The 14,681-nt window shown below is 37.4% G+C and carries 11 protein-coding genes; 4 read left to right on the forward strand and 7 right to left on the reverse strand.

Annotated elements, in window-relative coordinates; all coding sequences use genetic code 11:
• The first annotated feature begins 65 nt into the window (after positions 1 to 65).
• Both QF004_RS00625 and QF004_RS00630 read left to right on the forward strand, forming a co-directional pair.
• The gene (locus QF004_RS00625; protein WP_307421826.1) at positions 66 to 962 is read left to right on the forward strand and encodes a UbiA family prenyltransferase; all 897 of its coding nucleotides are present in this window, start codon (positions 66 to 68) and stop codon (positions 960 to 962) included.
• A 150-nt stretch (positions 963 to 1,112) separates the two neighbouring features.
• Entirely contained in the window at positions 1,113 to 2,222 is a 1,110-nt protein-coding gene (locus tag QF004_RS00630) for a pseudouridine synthase (protein WP_307421827.1), read from the forward strand.
• A 322-nt stretch (positions 2,223 to 2,544) separates the two neighbouring features.
• On the opposite strand, the gene QF004_RS00635 is transcribed toward QF004_RS00630, so the two are convergent.
• The 6 genes from QF004_RS00635 to proS form a co-directional block, all read right to left on the reverse strand.
• The gene (locus tag QF004_RS00635) at positions 2,545 to 4,764 is read right to left on the reverse strand and encodes an NADP-dependent isocitrate dehydrogenase (RefSeq protein WP_307421829.1); all 2,220 of its coding nucleotides are present in this window, start codon (positions 4,762 to 4,764) and stop codon (positions 2,545 to 2,547) included.
• Positions 4,765 to 5,183: 419 nt separating this feature from the next.
• Positions 5,184 to 6,296: a molecular chaperone DnaJ gene (gene dnaJ, locus QF004_RS00640; protein WP_133440421.1), complete on the reverse strand. Its 1,113-nt coding sequence runs from the start codon at positions 6,294 to 6,296 to the stop codon at positions 5,184 to 5,186.
• 177 nt (positions 6,297 to 6,473) lie between these two features.
• Positions 6,474 to 7,013, reverse strand: coding sequence for a nucleotide exchange factor GrpE (locus QF004_RS00645; RefSeq protein ID WP_133440422.1), 540 nt, complete (start codon positions 7,011 to 7,013; stop codon positions 6,474 to 6,476).
• 89 nt (positions 7,014 to 7,102) lie between these two features.
• Positions 7,103 to 8,434 (reverse strand): Nramp family divalent metal transporter, encoded by a 1,332-nt coding sequence (locus QF004_RS00650; RefSeq protein ID WP_373456853.1) that lies wholly within the window; start codon positions 8,432 to 8,434, stop codon positions 7,103 to 7,105.
• A gap of 111 nt (positions 8,435 to 8,545) precedes the next feature.
• Positions 8,546 to 9,823 (reverse strand): OmpA family protein, encoded by a 1,278-nt coding sequence (locus QF004_RS00655; RefSeq protein ID WP_307421831.1) that lies wholly within the window; start codon positions 9,821 to 9,823, stop codon positions 8,546 to 8,548.
• Between the two features lie 121 nt (positions 9,824 to 9,944).
• Positions 9,945 to 11,420: a proline--tRNA ligase gene (gene proS / locus QF004_RS00660; RefSeq protein ID WP_307421833.1), complete on the reverse strand. Its 1,476-nt coding sequence runs from the start codon at positions 11,418 to 11,420 to the stop codon at positions 9,945 to 9,947.
• Positions 11,421 to 11,566: 146 nt separating this feature from the next.
• On the opposite strand from proS, the gene QF004_RS00665 reads away from it, so the two are divergent.
• Both QF004_RS00665 and QF004_RS00670 read left to right on the forward strand, forming a co-directional pair.
• Positions 11,567 to 12,487, forward strand: a complete 921-nt coding sequence (locus QF004_RS00665) for a prolyl-tRNA synthetase (protein WP_307421835.1) — start codon at positions 11,567 to 11,569, stop codon at positions 12,485 to 12,487.
• Between the two features lie 26 nt (positions 12,488 to 12,513).
• A complete protein-coding gene (locus QF004_RS00670) occupies positions 12,514 to 13,917 on the forward strand; it encodes an OmpP1/FadL family transporter (protein ID WP_307421837.1) in 1,404 nt (467 codons plus the stop codon).
• Between the two features lie 65 nt (positions 13,918 to 13,982).
• Here QF004_RS00670 and QF004_RS00675 read toward each other — a convergent pair whose 3' ends face one another.
• A complete protein-coding gene (locus tag QF004_RS00675) occupies positions 13,983 to 14,675 on the reverse strand; it encodes a ZIP family metal transporter (protein WP_307421838.1) in 693 nt (230 codons plus the stop codon).
• Between the last annotated feature and the right edge of the window lie 6 nt (positions 14,676 to 14,681).

Below are 14,681 nucleotides of genomic sequence, written 5' to 3' on the forward strand. Positions count from 1 at the left end.
CGTAAAAGTCGAAAACCACCGGTCTGAATTCCATTTTAATTAAGCAGTTTGTGACTTTACGTTCCATGAAAAATCCCTTACTTTATCGGTTTTCTCAATTCATTGCCTTTTTGATGGGCGCGCGGGTTTTCGTGGCTTTACTGCTTACTTTTGCTTTATATGTTTCTACTTTTTTTCTCTTTAATCAGGAAGAAAGTTTGCGGAATTTTGTCTTTGATTTTAAAGTCCACAGCATTATTTTTTGCTGCGTTTTAAGTATTTTGGCAGGAGGAATTATCAATCAGTTTTACGACCGCGAAAAAGATCAGGTGACCAAACCGTTCCGGACAAGAATTCAAAATTTTCTTAAGCAGAAGTATTTTCTTTATGCCTACATCATCCTCAATCTGTTTTCGCTGGGAATTGCGGGAATGATTTCGGTGCGGGTTTTCTTTTTCTTTCTGATCTACCAGTTTCTAATGTGGTTTTACAGTCATAAACTTAGTAAGTTATTGATTATTAATAATTTAACTTTTGTAAGTTTATCGTTATATCCTTTTTTTGGAATGTTGTTTTATTATAAAACTTTTTCAGTCCAGATCTTTTTGATGTCTGTTTTTATTTTCCTGATGCTTTTAATTATTGATGTTATAAAAGATACTTTAACCAAAAATGCAGACAAAGTTTTTGGTTACACTACCATTCCCAATTATTTCAGTTCTTCTACTTCAGGTGCTTTTATAGTAACGCTATTAATTGTCGCGCAGATTTCTTCCGGATTGATTATCTGGAAAATGGGCTTGCACAGTATTATGAGTTATTATTTTGCAGCGAGTATTTTTATTCAAATCATCTCCGTATTTTTAGCTTTAAATAAAACCAAATATTCGAAGTTTGTCAATTTGAATATGCTTCGAATCTGGATTTTTGTGGGCATTATTTCCATGTTGGCCAACGGAATTCATCAGCATTACTTTATTTAAAACTGAAGTTTTTTTAATAATCTCTGAGCAACGGTCTTATTTTTTATATTAAATTTTCTTAAGATTGCAAATGTTAAATTTTATCTTATTGCACAGTCTTATTTAAACAAACAAAAAATACCTTATCTTTGCAGATAAATTTTTCAGAACATGAGCAGAGACAGTAATGGTAATAAGAAGCCACGCATCAGCAAAATTTCTAATTCAGGAAGTTCCCCAAAACCACGAGGAACAAAATCTGCCCGTCCGCGAACTGAAAAACCCGTAGAAAGAAAAGAGCCGAAAGAAGCAAAAGCACCGAGAGAACCAAGACTGATGTCTCAGTCGGAAGCGAAATCTTACGAGAAAACTTTCGATAAACCGGCTTCCCGAAAAATGGGAAAAAGAATAGGAAAATCTTTTGACAGCAGCAGTAAATTCGAAAAAGGTCCTGCGAAATCCGGCGTTAAAAAGCCTTACAAAAAACCTTTCGTACCAGTTGATGAAGCGGAGAAAACGCGTTCGTTTGTACAAAAAAGAAGGTTTGATAAATTAGCCAAAGAAACTCCAAAAGAATCAATCCGTTTAAATAAATACATCGCGAATTCAGGAATTTGTTCCCGTAGAGAAGCTGATGATTTAATCATGCAAGGTTTGGTAGAAGTGAACGGAAAGCCAGTAACAGAAATGGGTTACCAGGTTCAGAAAACCGACAGAGTGGTTTTCGACGGACAGGGAATTACGCCAGAGAAACCGGTTTACGTTTTATTGAATAAGCCAAAAGGATATATTTCTACCACCAAAGATGACAAAGCCAGAAAAACGGTGTTGGATTTGGTAGCCAATGCATCCCCTTACCGATTGTTCCCGGTGGGAAGATTAGACCGTTCTACGACAGGAGTAATCCTGCTCACCAACGATGGTCACATGACGAAGAAACTGACGCATCCATCTTTTGCCATGAAGAAAATCTATCACGTGACTTTGGATCGGAAATTAGACAGAGCAGATTTAAATATGATTCAGGAGGGAATCCGTTTGGAAGAAGGAATTGCCGAAGTTGACAGCATTTCTTATATCGAAGGAAAACCGAAAAATGAAATCGGAATCGAATTGAGCATTGGCTGGAATAGAGTAGTACGTCGTATTTTCCAGAAGTTAGGATACGAAGTTGAATTACTTGACCGTGTATTGTTCGCCGGATTAACCAAGAAAAACATCAAACGTGGTCACTGGAGAATCTTAACTGATTTGGAAGTGAATAACCTGAAAATGCTATAATTTTTTTAATTAAAATTAAAGAAATTTAAGATAACAAAACCCCTTTTTGCTTTGTACAGAAAGGGGTTTTACTTTTAATGTAGTTTTTTTTATTTTAAAGAAAAGCTTTTTTTACATTTTTTAAATCTGAACGGAAACGAGGATTTATTGAATAACGGTGATATTTAAAATTAATAAATTACTGAGGAATTTGATGAGGAATGCTTATATTATTAAGAAAGTTGTGGGTATCATATTTTTCTGAAATTTAAAAAGAAAAACACTCCCCAAATTTGGAGAGTGTTTTAAATTTATATAAAATTTATTTAGCGAAGATCACTAATTAAATTCCATCAATGATGGTATTCAAAGTTGTTGAAGGTCTCATCGCTGCATCCGTTTTCTCTGAATTTGGCTGGTAATATCCACCGATATTCTGAGGTTTTCCCTGTGCACCAATTAACTCATCATTAATTTTTGATTCCTGATCGTGCATCGCTTTAGCCACAGGAGCGAAAATAGCAGCCATATCAGCGTTCTTCGTCTGAGAAGCCAATGCTTCTGCCCAATACATTGCCAGATAGAAGTGTGAGCCTCTGTTGTCGATAGAACCTACTTTTCTTGAGGGTGACTTGTCATTAGCCAAAAACTTCTCATTGGCGATATCCAAAGCATCTGCCAGAATCTGGGCTTTCTGGTTGTTTTGGGTTTGGGCTAAATGTTCTAAACTCGCCTGTAATGCCATGAATTCTCCTAAAGAATCCCAACGCAAATAACCTTCCTGAATAAATTGCTGGATATGTTTCGGTGCAGAACCACCGGCTCCGGTTTCGAAAAGACCACCGCCATTCATTAAAGGAACGATAGAAAGCATTTTTGCCGAAGTTCCTAATTCTAAAATCGGGAAAAGATCCGTTAAATAGTCTCTCAATACATTGCCTGAAACTGAAATCGTATCTAGCCCTTTTCTGATTCTTTCTAAAGTGAAAGCCATCGCATCTTCGATATTCATAATCCGGATATCAAGACCGTTGGTGTCATAATCTTTCAGGTATTTCTCTACTTTCTTTATCATTTCACGGTCATGTGCTCTTTGGTTATCTAACCAGAAAACAGCAGGAGTGTCTGACAATCTGGCTCTGTTGACGGCCAATTTCACCCAATCCTGAATGGGTGCATCTTTCGCCTGGCACATTCTGAAAACGTCTCCAGCCTGAACAGGTTGTTCCATATAAACGTTTCCGGCAGCATCAGAAACTTTGACAGTTCCGGCGGCAGAAAGTTGGAAAGTTTTATCGTGAGAACCGTATTCTTCAGCTTTTTGCGCCATTAATCCAACGTTGGGAACAGAACCCATTGTTCGTGGATCCAGTGCGCCGTTTTTCTTCATATCATCAATTGCAGCTTGGTAAAATCCGGCATAACATCTGTCCGGGATCATCGCAACCGTGTCTTCTTCTTTTCCTTCTGCATTCCACATTTTACCGCCGCCTCTGATAAGTGCAGCCATAGAGGCATCAACAATAATATCAGAAGAAACGTGGAAGTTGGTGATTCCTTTGTCGGAATTTACCATCGCGATTCTCGGTCCGTTTTCAATGGTTTTTGCAATATCTGCTTTGATTTCAGCTTCTTTTTCATTGCCGGAGATTTTTTCAAAAAGCGTTGCCAATCCGAAGTTTGGATTAATATCTAATTGTTTGAAAGTATCTTTATATTTTTCGAAAACATCTTTGAAATACGTTTCTACAATAGCTCCAAAAATAATAGGATCAGAAATCTTCATCATCGTCGCTTTCAGATGTCCTGAGAGCAGCACATTTGCAGCTTTCGCTTCTGCCATGGCATCGGCAACAAAACCTTTCAGTGCAGAAAGACTCATCACAGAAGAATCGATAATTTCTCCGGCTTTCAAAGGAGATAATCCTTTCAGTTCTTTTACAGAACCGTCATTTCCGAAGAATTCTATTTTATATTGAGCGTCATTTTCTATCGTCACTGATTTTTCAGTACCATAAAAATCGCCACTCTTCATATTTGCTACGGTAGTTTTAGAATCTGCTGACCAAACTCCCATTTTGTGAGGATTTGCTTTGGCATAATTCTTCACCGCTTTCGGTGCTCTCCGGTCGGAGTTTCCTTCTCTAAGAACAGGATTTACAGCACTGCCAAGAACTTTAGCATATTTGTTTTTAATGGTTTCTTCTTCTGCAGTTTTCGGTTCCGCGGGATAATTAGGTAAGGCAAAACCATGTTTCTGTAATTCGGCAATCGCTTCATCTAACTGAGGAACTGAGGCGGAAATATTCGGAAGTTTGATAATATTGGCTTCCGGAGTGGTTGCCAGTTGACCGAGCTCAGCCAAGGCATCTTCTACTTTTTGATCGTCTTTCAGATACTCCGGAAAATTCGCCAGGATTCTTCCGGCAAGTGAAATGTCTTTGGGTACAATTTCGATATCTGCAGTTTTAGTAAACGCTTGTACAACAGGTAAAAAAGAATGAGTAGCCAACATTGGCGCCTCGTCTGTCAAAGTGTAGACAATTTTTGATTTTTCTGCCATTATATTTGATTTTTAATTTTAAAATTAAGCACAAAAGTAGTGAATTTTAGGCAGATTCCGAACGGTTTTGCGGGATTTCTTACCGCAGATCAATGTGGTCAAAAATCATTAAAAAAGAAAAAGTCCAGATTTTGTATCTTTTATAAACTTTTGAAAGTTTTTAGAAAATGAGCCTGTATAAAAATGATAAAAAATATTTAAACCACAAAGCCGAAAAAAAATTAAAAAGAAAAGCCGCCAAAAGAGGATAAAAAATAATATTTTAGAACTCTTTTTTTTTTTCATCTTTTGAAAAACCTAAAAAAGGAAATAGCTTTTATGACTTCGTGGTTTAAAACAATATTAAACAGGCTCTAAAGTTTTTGTTTCTTTTTCATTCAATAAAAAAAGAGATCTCTTTCGAAATCTCTTTTTTTATTTTAATCGAATAAGTCTCTAACTTTTTCGAAAAATGTCTTTTCTTTTCCTGATGGTTCAGCGACCATATCGCCGTTTGCCAACTGCTTTTCGAAGAAATCTTTTTGTTCTTTCGATAAATTTTGTGGAGTCCAGACATTGATGTGAACAAACATATCGCCTGTCCCGTAACTGTCGATGCTTGGTAAGCCTTTTTTAGAAAGTCTTAATATTTTTCCGGACTGTGTTCCTGCATCCACTTTTATTTTAACTTTTCCACCAACGGTCGGAATTTCTTTATGAGTTCCCAAAGCCGCTTCTGCAAAAGAAATGTATAATTCCTGATGAAGATTATCGCCTTCTCTTTTGATGTGTGCATCAACTTCTTCCTCTACAACGACCAATAAATCTCCGGGAGTTCCACCGAATGGTGCGTCGTTTCCTTTTCCGCGAACATTCAGCTGAATGCCTTCTCTTGCTCCTGCCGGAATATTAATGGTTACTTCTTCATCCTCCTTGATCAAGCCTTGTGAGTTAGCTCCTGCTGGTATTTTATCGGCAATTTTACCAATGCCCTGACAAGTTCCACAATGCGTTTGTGTTTGCATTTGTCCGAACATGGTGTTCATCACTTTCATCTGTACGCCAGATCCGTGGCAGGTAGGGCAGGTTTTAGAAGTCGCACCGGGGGCTAGCTTCATTTTTTTAACTTTAATGGTTTTCTGCGTACCATTAACCATTTCCTCGAGGTTCAGTTTAATTCTTACTCTCAGATTGCTTCCGCGAAGCTGTTGTCTTTGCTGACCACCGCCACCGCCAAAATGTCCACCGAAAATATCACCGAACTGGGAGAAAATATCGTCCATATTCATTCCGCCACCGAAGCCGCCGCCGCCAAATCCGCCGCCACCGTTCATTCCGGCGTGACCATACTGGTCATAACGTGCTTTTTTATTGCCGTCGCTCAAAACCTCGTACGCTTCTGCAGCTTCTTTAAATTTTTCTTCCGCGGCTTTATCACCTGGGTTTTTATCCGGGTGAAATTTAATGGCCATTTTGCGGTAGGCTTTTTTTATTTCCTCTGGAGAAGCACTTTTAGATACTTCCAGAATTTCGTAATAATCTCTTTTAGACATAATAATGATGAGTGAATAATCTTCAGATAAAGACTGAAAATATTTTAATATATTTTATTTGGGCAGCTTATTCTTTTGTCTTTTCGCAAGGGTTCGCGCTTTTTTTGCAAAACAATTTTCCAAGGCTGAAATATCAGCACTTCATAAGCTTAACTGCACAATTTGACTGTTTAAAGTTTAGTTTCCGGTAACGACTTTAGCAAATCTGATCACTTTATCAGACAGTTGATAACCCGTTTCAATGATATCTACAATTTTACCTTTTAATTCAGCAGAAGGAGCTGGGATTTGCGTAATTGCTTCATGGAAATCAACATTAAAATCGTCACCAACATTTACGGTCATAGGCTTCAGCCCTTTATCAGACAATTTATTTTTAAATTTTTGATAGATAAGTTCTACGCCTTTCAAATCTGCTTCATTGCCATTTTTGGCAATTTCTTTTAAGGCACGTTCGAAATCATCTAAAACATCCAGCATAGAAATCATCATATCCTGATTGGCATATTGAAAGAATTCCATTTTTTCTTTGGATGTTCTCTTCTTGTAATTTTCGAATTCTGCAAAAAGTCTGATATAACGGTCTCTTTCTTCTGCCAAAAGGTCTTCTGAAGACGGCTCTGCTGTCACGCTTTCAGTTGTTTCTTCTGAAGTGTTTGGAGTAAGATCGTCTTGCGGATTTAAGTTTTCTTCGTAAATATCTTTGTTGTCTGACATAATGTTAAATTTTATACCGAACGTTTCACAAAGATTTTGCCAAAAAAGACTTTAGGACATTTCGGCAGATTTATAAGAAAATAATGCAGTTACATTTCAGTAAATGTCTGATAGAGCAGAATAATATTAAGAGTGAGAATTGTTCCCGAGATAATCCAAACTAAAACCTGAAGCCATGGTTTGTTTACAAATGCGCCCATTTTTAATTTAGAATTGGTAAACATGATCAGTGGAATAACTGCGAAACTCAATTGCATCGATAAGATGACCTGGCTTAAAACCAATAAATCAGTAGTTCCTTTCTCGCCATATAATATTGTTACTATTAAAGCAGGAATTACCGCAATCGAGCGGGTGATTAATCTTCTTAACCAGGGTTTTAAACGGATGTTGAGAAAGCCTTCCATTACAATTTGTCCGGCCAGTGTTCCTGTTAAAGTGGAATTTTGACCTGATGCTAATAATGCAATAGCAAAGAAGATACTGGCAAAACTGGTCCCAAGAATGGGTGCCAGCATTTGGTGAGCATCATGAATATCGGCAATGTCGTGATTTCCGGTGGTGTGGAAAGTTGCAGCGGCGACAATAAGTATCGCTGCATTAATGAAAAATGCGATGAATAAAGAAACTGTACTGTCAATGGTGGCAAATTTTATCGCTTCTTTTTTTCCGTCGTCGTTTCTTTTGTAATTTCTGGTTTGCACGATACTGCTATGCAGGTATAGATTGTGTGGCATTACAGTAGCTCCCAAAATTCCGATCGCGATATACAGCATTGACGGATTGGCGATCACTTCTTTCTGAGGGACCAATCCTGCAAGAAGCGGGAAAATATCGGGCTTACTTAAAATGATTTCGTAAGCAAAACTTGCCAAAATAACAAAAGTTAAACCTGCAATAATGCTTTCAATAACACGAAAACCTTTTGCCTGAAGGAAAAGAATAATGAAAACATCTGCAATGGTGATGGCAACTCCCCAAGTTAGAGGAATTCCGAAAAGTAAATTTAATGCAATTGCCGACCCGATAACTTCTGCCAAATCACAGGCAGCGACGGCAATCTCGCAGAGTACCCACAGAATAAAATTGGTGGTAGGATTGAAATGATCCCGACAAGCTTGCGCCAAATCGCGTTCTGCAACAACTCCTAATTTTACTGATAAATGCTGTAAAACCATGGCAAAAAGATTTGAAATTAAAACCACGGAAAGTAGAGTATATCCAAACTTTGCACCTCCTGCAATATCTGTAGCCCAGTTTCCGGGATCCATGTAGCCCACGGCAATCATCAGTCCCGGCCCAGCGAACGCAAAGAGTTTCTTCCAAAAGCCCGCGTCTTTTGGAATATTGATAGAAGAAAAAACTTCGGGTAAAGAATTGGAGTGCTTTTCTCTTCTCCAAGGGGTTTTTAGATTCTTCACTATTGTTAGATTGGCCTAACAAAAATAATTAAATAAATTCTAGCATCACTTATAAAAAAGAAAAAATCCCGAAAAAAAATTTCGGGATTTGTATGATATGATTTTAAAGTATTACTTTGTGAATCGCACGGCCATTTTTCTGTCAACAGCTCTTTCATCGTTAGAAGCAGTAGCGGGAACTTTAGCGAATTCGCTTCCGTAACCTTTTGCTTCTATCACCTGAGAGCCTACACCTAATTTAGCTAATTCAGCTTTAATAAAGTCTGCTCTTTTTTGAGAAAGCTCTTTGTTTTGTACAGCATCACCAGTGATATCGGTGTAACCGCCAACTTTTATTTTAGTGTCAGGATAGGCTTTTAAGATTTCTGCCAGGTTTTTAATTTGGCCTTCTGATCCTGGTTCCAGTTCAGTAGCTGAATTAATTTTGAAATTTACATTATCAAAATTATACCAGGTATCTTTCAATGCTGCATCATCTGCCGCGTTTTTATAACCGTCAGATTTTAAGAAACTGATCATTGATGCTTCCATTCCGTTGGCATAACCTTTAATCATTTTTCCGTTTAAGTCGATGTCTGTAACTTCTTTTGCGGGTGTCATTACAACTGCGGTGTCCTTAGCGGTAGACATTGATGAATCTATAGTTGAGATTTCCGTAGTTTCAGTGGCAGGCTCGGGTTTCTTACCATATTGTTTCCAAAGGAACCAAGCTGCTAAAGCCAGTAATACAAGAGGCAATAACCATTTCCAGACAGATCCTCCTTCATTGTTACTATCGCTAGGCGCCGGATGGGAATTAGTATTTCCGCCTCTGTTAACTTCTACTTTGGGTTGATCATAAGAAGTTACTTTTACGGTTTCTGCTTCATGTTCATCGAAAATATTTCCGATCCCTAATGAGGCTAAAGAAAGGCCAGCGGGAAGTAATGAAGAAACGATTCCTTTTTGGTCATTCAGTAAACTGGTAATCCCAGATGCGCCGATATTGTTGTCTGCCGCATATTTCCCAACAGAACCTAAAGTCGCTCCTGTGACCATATTCAGTAAAGAAGAGGATGTTGAATTACTGACGCCGGAATAAGTTGATATGGCATTCACAACACCTGCAGTTTTATCTCCAAAAATCGCGGTTAGTACTGTTGTAATTAAAGAATTGTTTGATGTTCCACCTAATAAATTGCTAAGCATGCCACTGCCGGCAGCGCCGGTAATTGCATCAAGAACCGTTGGCTTTTCTGCATTATTAGCCATACCACCAACTACCGCTGGAAGTAACCCGCTAATCGCTTTCGAAATTCCTGATTCGCTTTCTCCATATTGAGAGGCAGCTTGCGAAATCAACGCCGGACCTAATTGTCCTTTAATAAGATCAATAATGTTTAATGCCATAATAGTTTAATTTTTAAGGTTAATTGTTTAAATATATGCAAAGTTTAGTCCAAAAACTTATCTATTAACTAATTTATTAAAACATTAACATTTCAAAATATTCAGCTTACTTTATGGCTAACTAGTAGGATTTTGCGAAAATCACTCTTTGTTTGGAAGGTTTTCCGGTAATTAAAGAGATGCCATCTTCCAATTCATTATTTAAAGGAATACAACGGATTGTGGCTTTTGTTTCGTTTTTAATTTGCTCCTCTTCTTCAGCCGTACCGTCCCAGTGCGCAGAAATAAATCCACCTTTTTCTTCGAGCACTTTTTTAAATTCATCGTAAGAATTCACTTTCGTGATGTGCGAATCTCTATAATTTAATGCTTTAGAGAAAATATCTTTTTGGATTGTTTTTAATAATTCCTCGATATAAAACTCAATGTTTTCTAAAGGTTGTGTTTCTTTAGTTAAATTATCTCTACGCGCTATTTCTACCGTCTTATTTTGTAAATCCCGGGCACCCATTGCAATACGGATAGGTACTCCTTTCAGTTCATATTCTGCAAATTTCCAACCCGGTTTGTTATCGGTTCGGTTATCGTATTTCACAGAAATGCCTTTGGCTTTTAATTTTTCCTGAATTTCAAATGCGACTTCATTAATTTGGTTTAATTGTTCTTCCCCTTTAAAGATAGGAACAATTACCACCTGAATTGGTGCTAAACTTGGAGGAAGTACCAATCCTAAATCATCAGAATGGGTCATAATCAAACCACCGATTAATCGGGTAGAAGTTCCCCAGGAAGTTCCCCAGGCATGTTCGATTTTTCCTTCTTTATTGGTGAATTTTACATCAAATGCTTTACCGAAATTTTGACCTAAAAAGTGAGATGTTCCTGCCTGAAGAGCTTTTCCGTCTTGCATCAAAGCTTCTATACAATAAGTTTCATCTGCACCTGCAAATCTTTCTGAAGCGGTTTTAATTCCTCTAATCACAGGAATGCCCATGAAATTTTCTACGAAGTCTGAATATACATGGATCATTTTTTCAGTTTCTTCAATGGCTTCTTCTTTGGTCGCATGCGCGGTATGTCCTTCCTGCCAAAGAAATTCTGCGGTCCGCAAGAAGAAACGTGTTCTCATTTCCCACCGAACCACATTAGCCCATTGATTAATTAAAATTGGTAAATCACGGTAAGACTGAATCCATTTTTTATAGGTATTCCAGATAATAGCTTCGGATGTTGGACGGACAATGAGTTCTTCTTCTAATTTTGCCTCAGGATCGACAATTAATTTCTTAGGATTATCAGGATCTGTTTTCAGACGGTAATGGGTTACAACTGCACATTCTTTTGCAAATCCTTCTGCATTCTGTTCTTCGGCTTCGAAATAACTCTTCGGAATAAAAAGAGGAAAATAGGCATTCTGATGACCAGTTTCTTTGAATTTTTTGTCAAGTTCATCCCGCATTTTTTCCCAAATTGCATAACCATAAGGCTTAATAACCATACAGCCACGGACTCCGGAATTTTCTGCCAAATCAGCCTGTACAACCAATTCATTATACCATTTGCTATAATCTTCAGCTCTCGAAGTAATTTTTGCCATTATATTTTATCTTTTAATTTAACTAGTACTCGCTTTTATTATCTAATTTAAAAAGCCTATTTTTACTCAAAATTTTTACTCAATAATTGGTACAATTTTGGTGTAATTTGCAAATATAAATCAAATTAAAACTTTTTCACCTTATCATGAAAAAAATTACTTATAAAAATTCAATTGGATTGCTGAAATCTAAAGCGGTTTTAGCAATATTCGGCAGTTTTATTTTAGCCTCTTGTGGTACGACAATGGGTGGTTATAGTGAGACCGATGGCGTATATTACGACCCTAATAAAGATACCATTCCAGAGGGAATTGTGATGAACAACGGAAATCAAGTGGGGAATTATTATGACTATCAGCAAACTGACAACCAAAACAAATATCTGAATTCCGAAAATAGAAATCAAAGTTGGCAAGATTCCATGAATTCCGATTGGGGGAATTTCACCGGAACCGAGACCTATTATACGGACTGGGGATATCCTTACGGATTTTATTCCGGATTTGGGATGGGCTTTGGATTTGGATCTCCTTGGGGATTTGGCGGTTATTATAATCCGTGGAGATTCGGCTACAGTCCTTTCTCCGGATATTACAATCCTTATTACGGCTACTATAATCCTTATTACGGTTACAGTCCTTACGGATACTATTCGCCATACGGATATGGTGGGTACAACAGTTATAACGCACCCCGATTTAATTATAAAAGAAGTGGCTCGGACGGTTCTGGATTTAGAAACGGTAATTCTGCGGTAAGGCAGAACAGTAATCAAAGTTCAGGTTTTAGAAATGATAATCCGAGATTTAATACACCGCAGAATAATACACGGTATAATTCGGAACAAAATAACAGTCAACCAAGATATAGAACTTCGCCTCAACCGAATTCAACACCGAGACAAAATAATACGCCGAGACAGGAAGCACCTACTTATAACCAGCCAAGCAGAAATAATTCTAATGGTGGTGGTTTCAGATCCGGGACTTCAGGTGGCGGATTCAGCAGCGGATCATCCAGTTCGAGTTCTGGGTCTACAAGATCTTCAGGAGGTTTCAGACGATAATATTTAATTCAAGCATATTTTAAAAAATGATTAAAAAGTCTTTTATAATTTTGGGGATTTCCGCAGCATATTTTGTGAATGCCCAGGATATTTCCACCCTTAGGAATACGGCAGAAATTTATTCTAATTCGTCTTTAAACGGAACAGCAAAATACAATGCAATGGCCGGATCTATGGGAGCTTTAGGTGGAGATTTTTCGGTATTACACTCGAATCCGGCCGGAATTGGAGTGAGTATCGCAAGTGAAATGTCAGGAACTTTAGCTATTCAAAACAGTAAGAACACCACTTCATTAGCAGGAAAATCAATCGATTATAAAGTGAACCGCACTGACCTTGGAAATGTGGGAGGTGTTATGGCATTAAAAATTGATGGCTCTTCTCCATGGAAGTTTGTGAATATTGGAGTCAATTATTCCAACCAGTCAATTGAGGATTATTCTGAAACGCCGGGAAACAACAAAGTGAATTTCAATCTTTATAACAGCGATAATCAATTAGTTGATAATATTGCATTTGTAGGTCATGCCTACAACCGATATGGCGACCTTTCGAAAATGAGCGTTGCAGCTGGCGGAAATTATGACAACAGGATTTATGTTGGTGCAGGCTTAAATTTTCACAGTGCAGTTATTGACCAATACGATTCCGCTGCATTTGATTCCAGCACAAATAATACCAGCAGTATTTACAACAAACAATACACCCCATTTTCTGAAACCTCTAATGGTTTTTCTGCTTCCGTAGGGATTATTGGAAAAATAAATCCACAGTTCAGATTAGGAGCGGCTTTAGAAACACCAACCTGGTGGAGTATTGCCAGAGTCTATACAGAATATGAAAACCCAACAGACGGAACTTATTCCGAGGACAGAAATCTTTCTACGCCAATGAAGGCTACTTTAAGTGCAGCTTTTGTTCCTAGTAAAAGTTTTGCAATCAACGTAGATTATAGTTTAGGTTTGACAAAGCCAAAATATAAAGTCTATGGAAATGCTGAAACTGAATTGAATAACTTCTTCAGTGACCATTCTAAAACTTTATCTGAAGTAAAAGTAGGAGCAGAGTACAGAATTCAGGCTTTCCGTTTAAGAGGAGGATACGGTTTTGCCACAAGTCCTTTTGATTCCGTGAGTATTTCAGCGTTTTCAGATAATGGAACTGTAGGAAATAATTCTTATGACAATTTAATTGTAGGGAAAAGATCTACAGTTGGAGCAGGAATAGGTTATGATTTTAAATCGTTCTATATTGATGCGGCTTATCAAAATTTGAGTTCAGAATATAAAAGTCCTTTATTAAGAGGTTATGCTTCAAATAATACGGGATATTTTTCTAACGAGAATGTTGTAGAAACCGATGCAGCAATTGTTTCAAACGTAAAAAATAAGAGAGATAATTTCTTTATAACGCTCGGTTGGAAATTCTAATTGAAAAACAATTTAAAAATAAAAAAGACTCCGAATTAATTTGGAGTCTTTTTTTGCTTTACAATTTAATGATTATGGAAAAGGTGACTGGTCATTGCTAGCAAAACACCTAATGTTACAAAACCAATTTTCTTCCAGTCGACATTGTGATTCTTATTGCTTTCGAAAATAATAACCGACGAAATATGAAGAAATATTCCGCCTACCAAAGCCAGAAAATACACTTCAAGATTTGGATTAAAATATTTGCCTAAAAGCAAACCTAAAGGCGATGCCAGCGCGAAAATCGAAATAATCAAAAAAGCCGAAGCCGAGAATTTTTTATTCTTCACCAAAAATGCGCCCAAAATAAATGAAATCGGAATATTATGAACCAAAATCCCTGTTAAATAAGGACTCAAGACCACCTCTTCATTAGCCAAAGGAATTCCTTCTAAAAATGCATGAATAAAAAGTCCAACCATTAAAGCGACAGGAAGAATGTTTTTTCCTTCGGAATGATCATGAAAGTGACCGTGTTCAAAACCTTTGGTCAGATTTTCCAATAACATCTGGAGCAAAACGCCTCCAATAACCCAAAGTCCGATATTGTGATGTTCGCCCGAATAGACTTCCGGAAAAACCTCGTTTAAACAAATGGTGATTAAAAATCCGGCGCTTACAATCAAAAGATTTTTGGCGAATTTTTCCCGGTCTCCGAAAAATTTTCCCAGAAAAACTCCAATTAAAACACTGAGAATTAATAAAATAATAATCATAATTCA

The sequence above is a fragment of the Chryseobacterium sp. MDT2-18 genome (assembly GCF_030815285.1).
Taxonomy (GTDB): domain Bacteria; phylum Bacteroidota; class Bacteroidia; order Flavobacteriales; family Weeksellaceae; genus Kaistella; species Kaistella salivictor.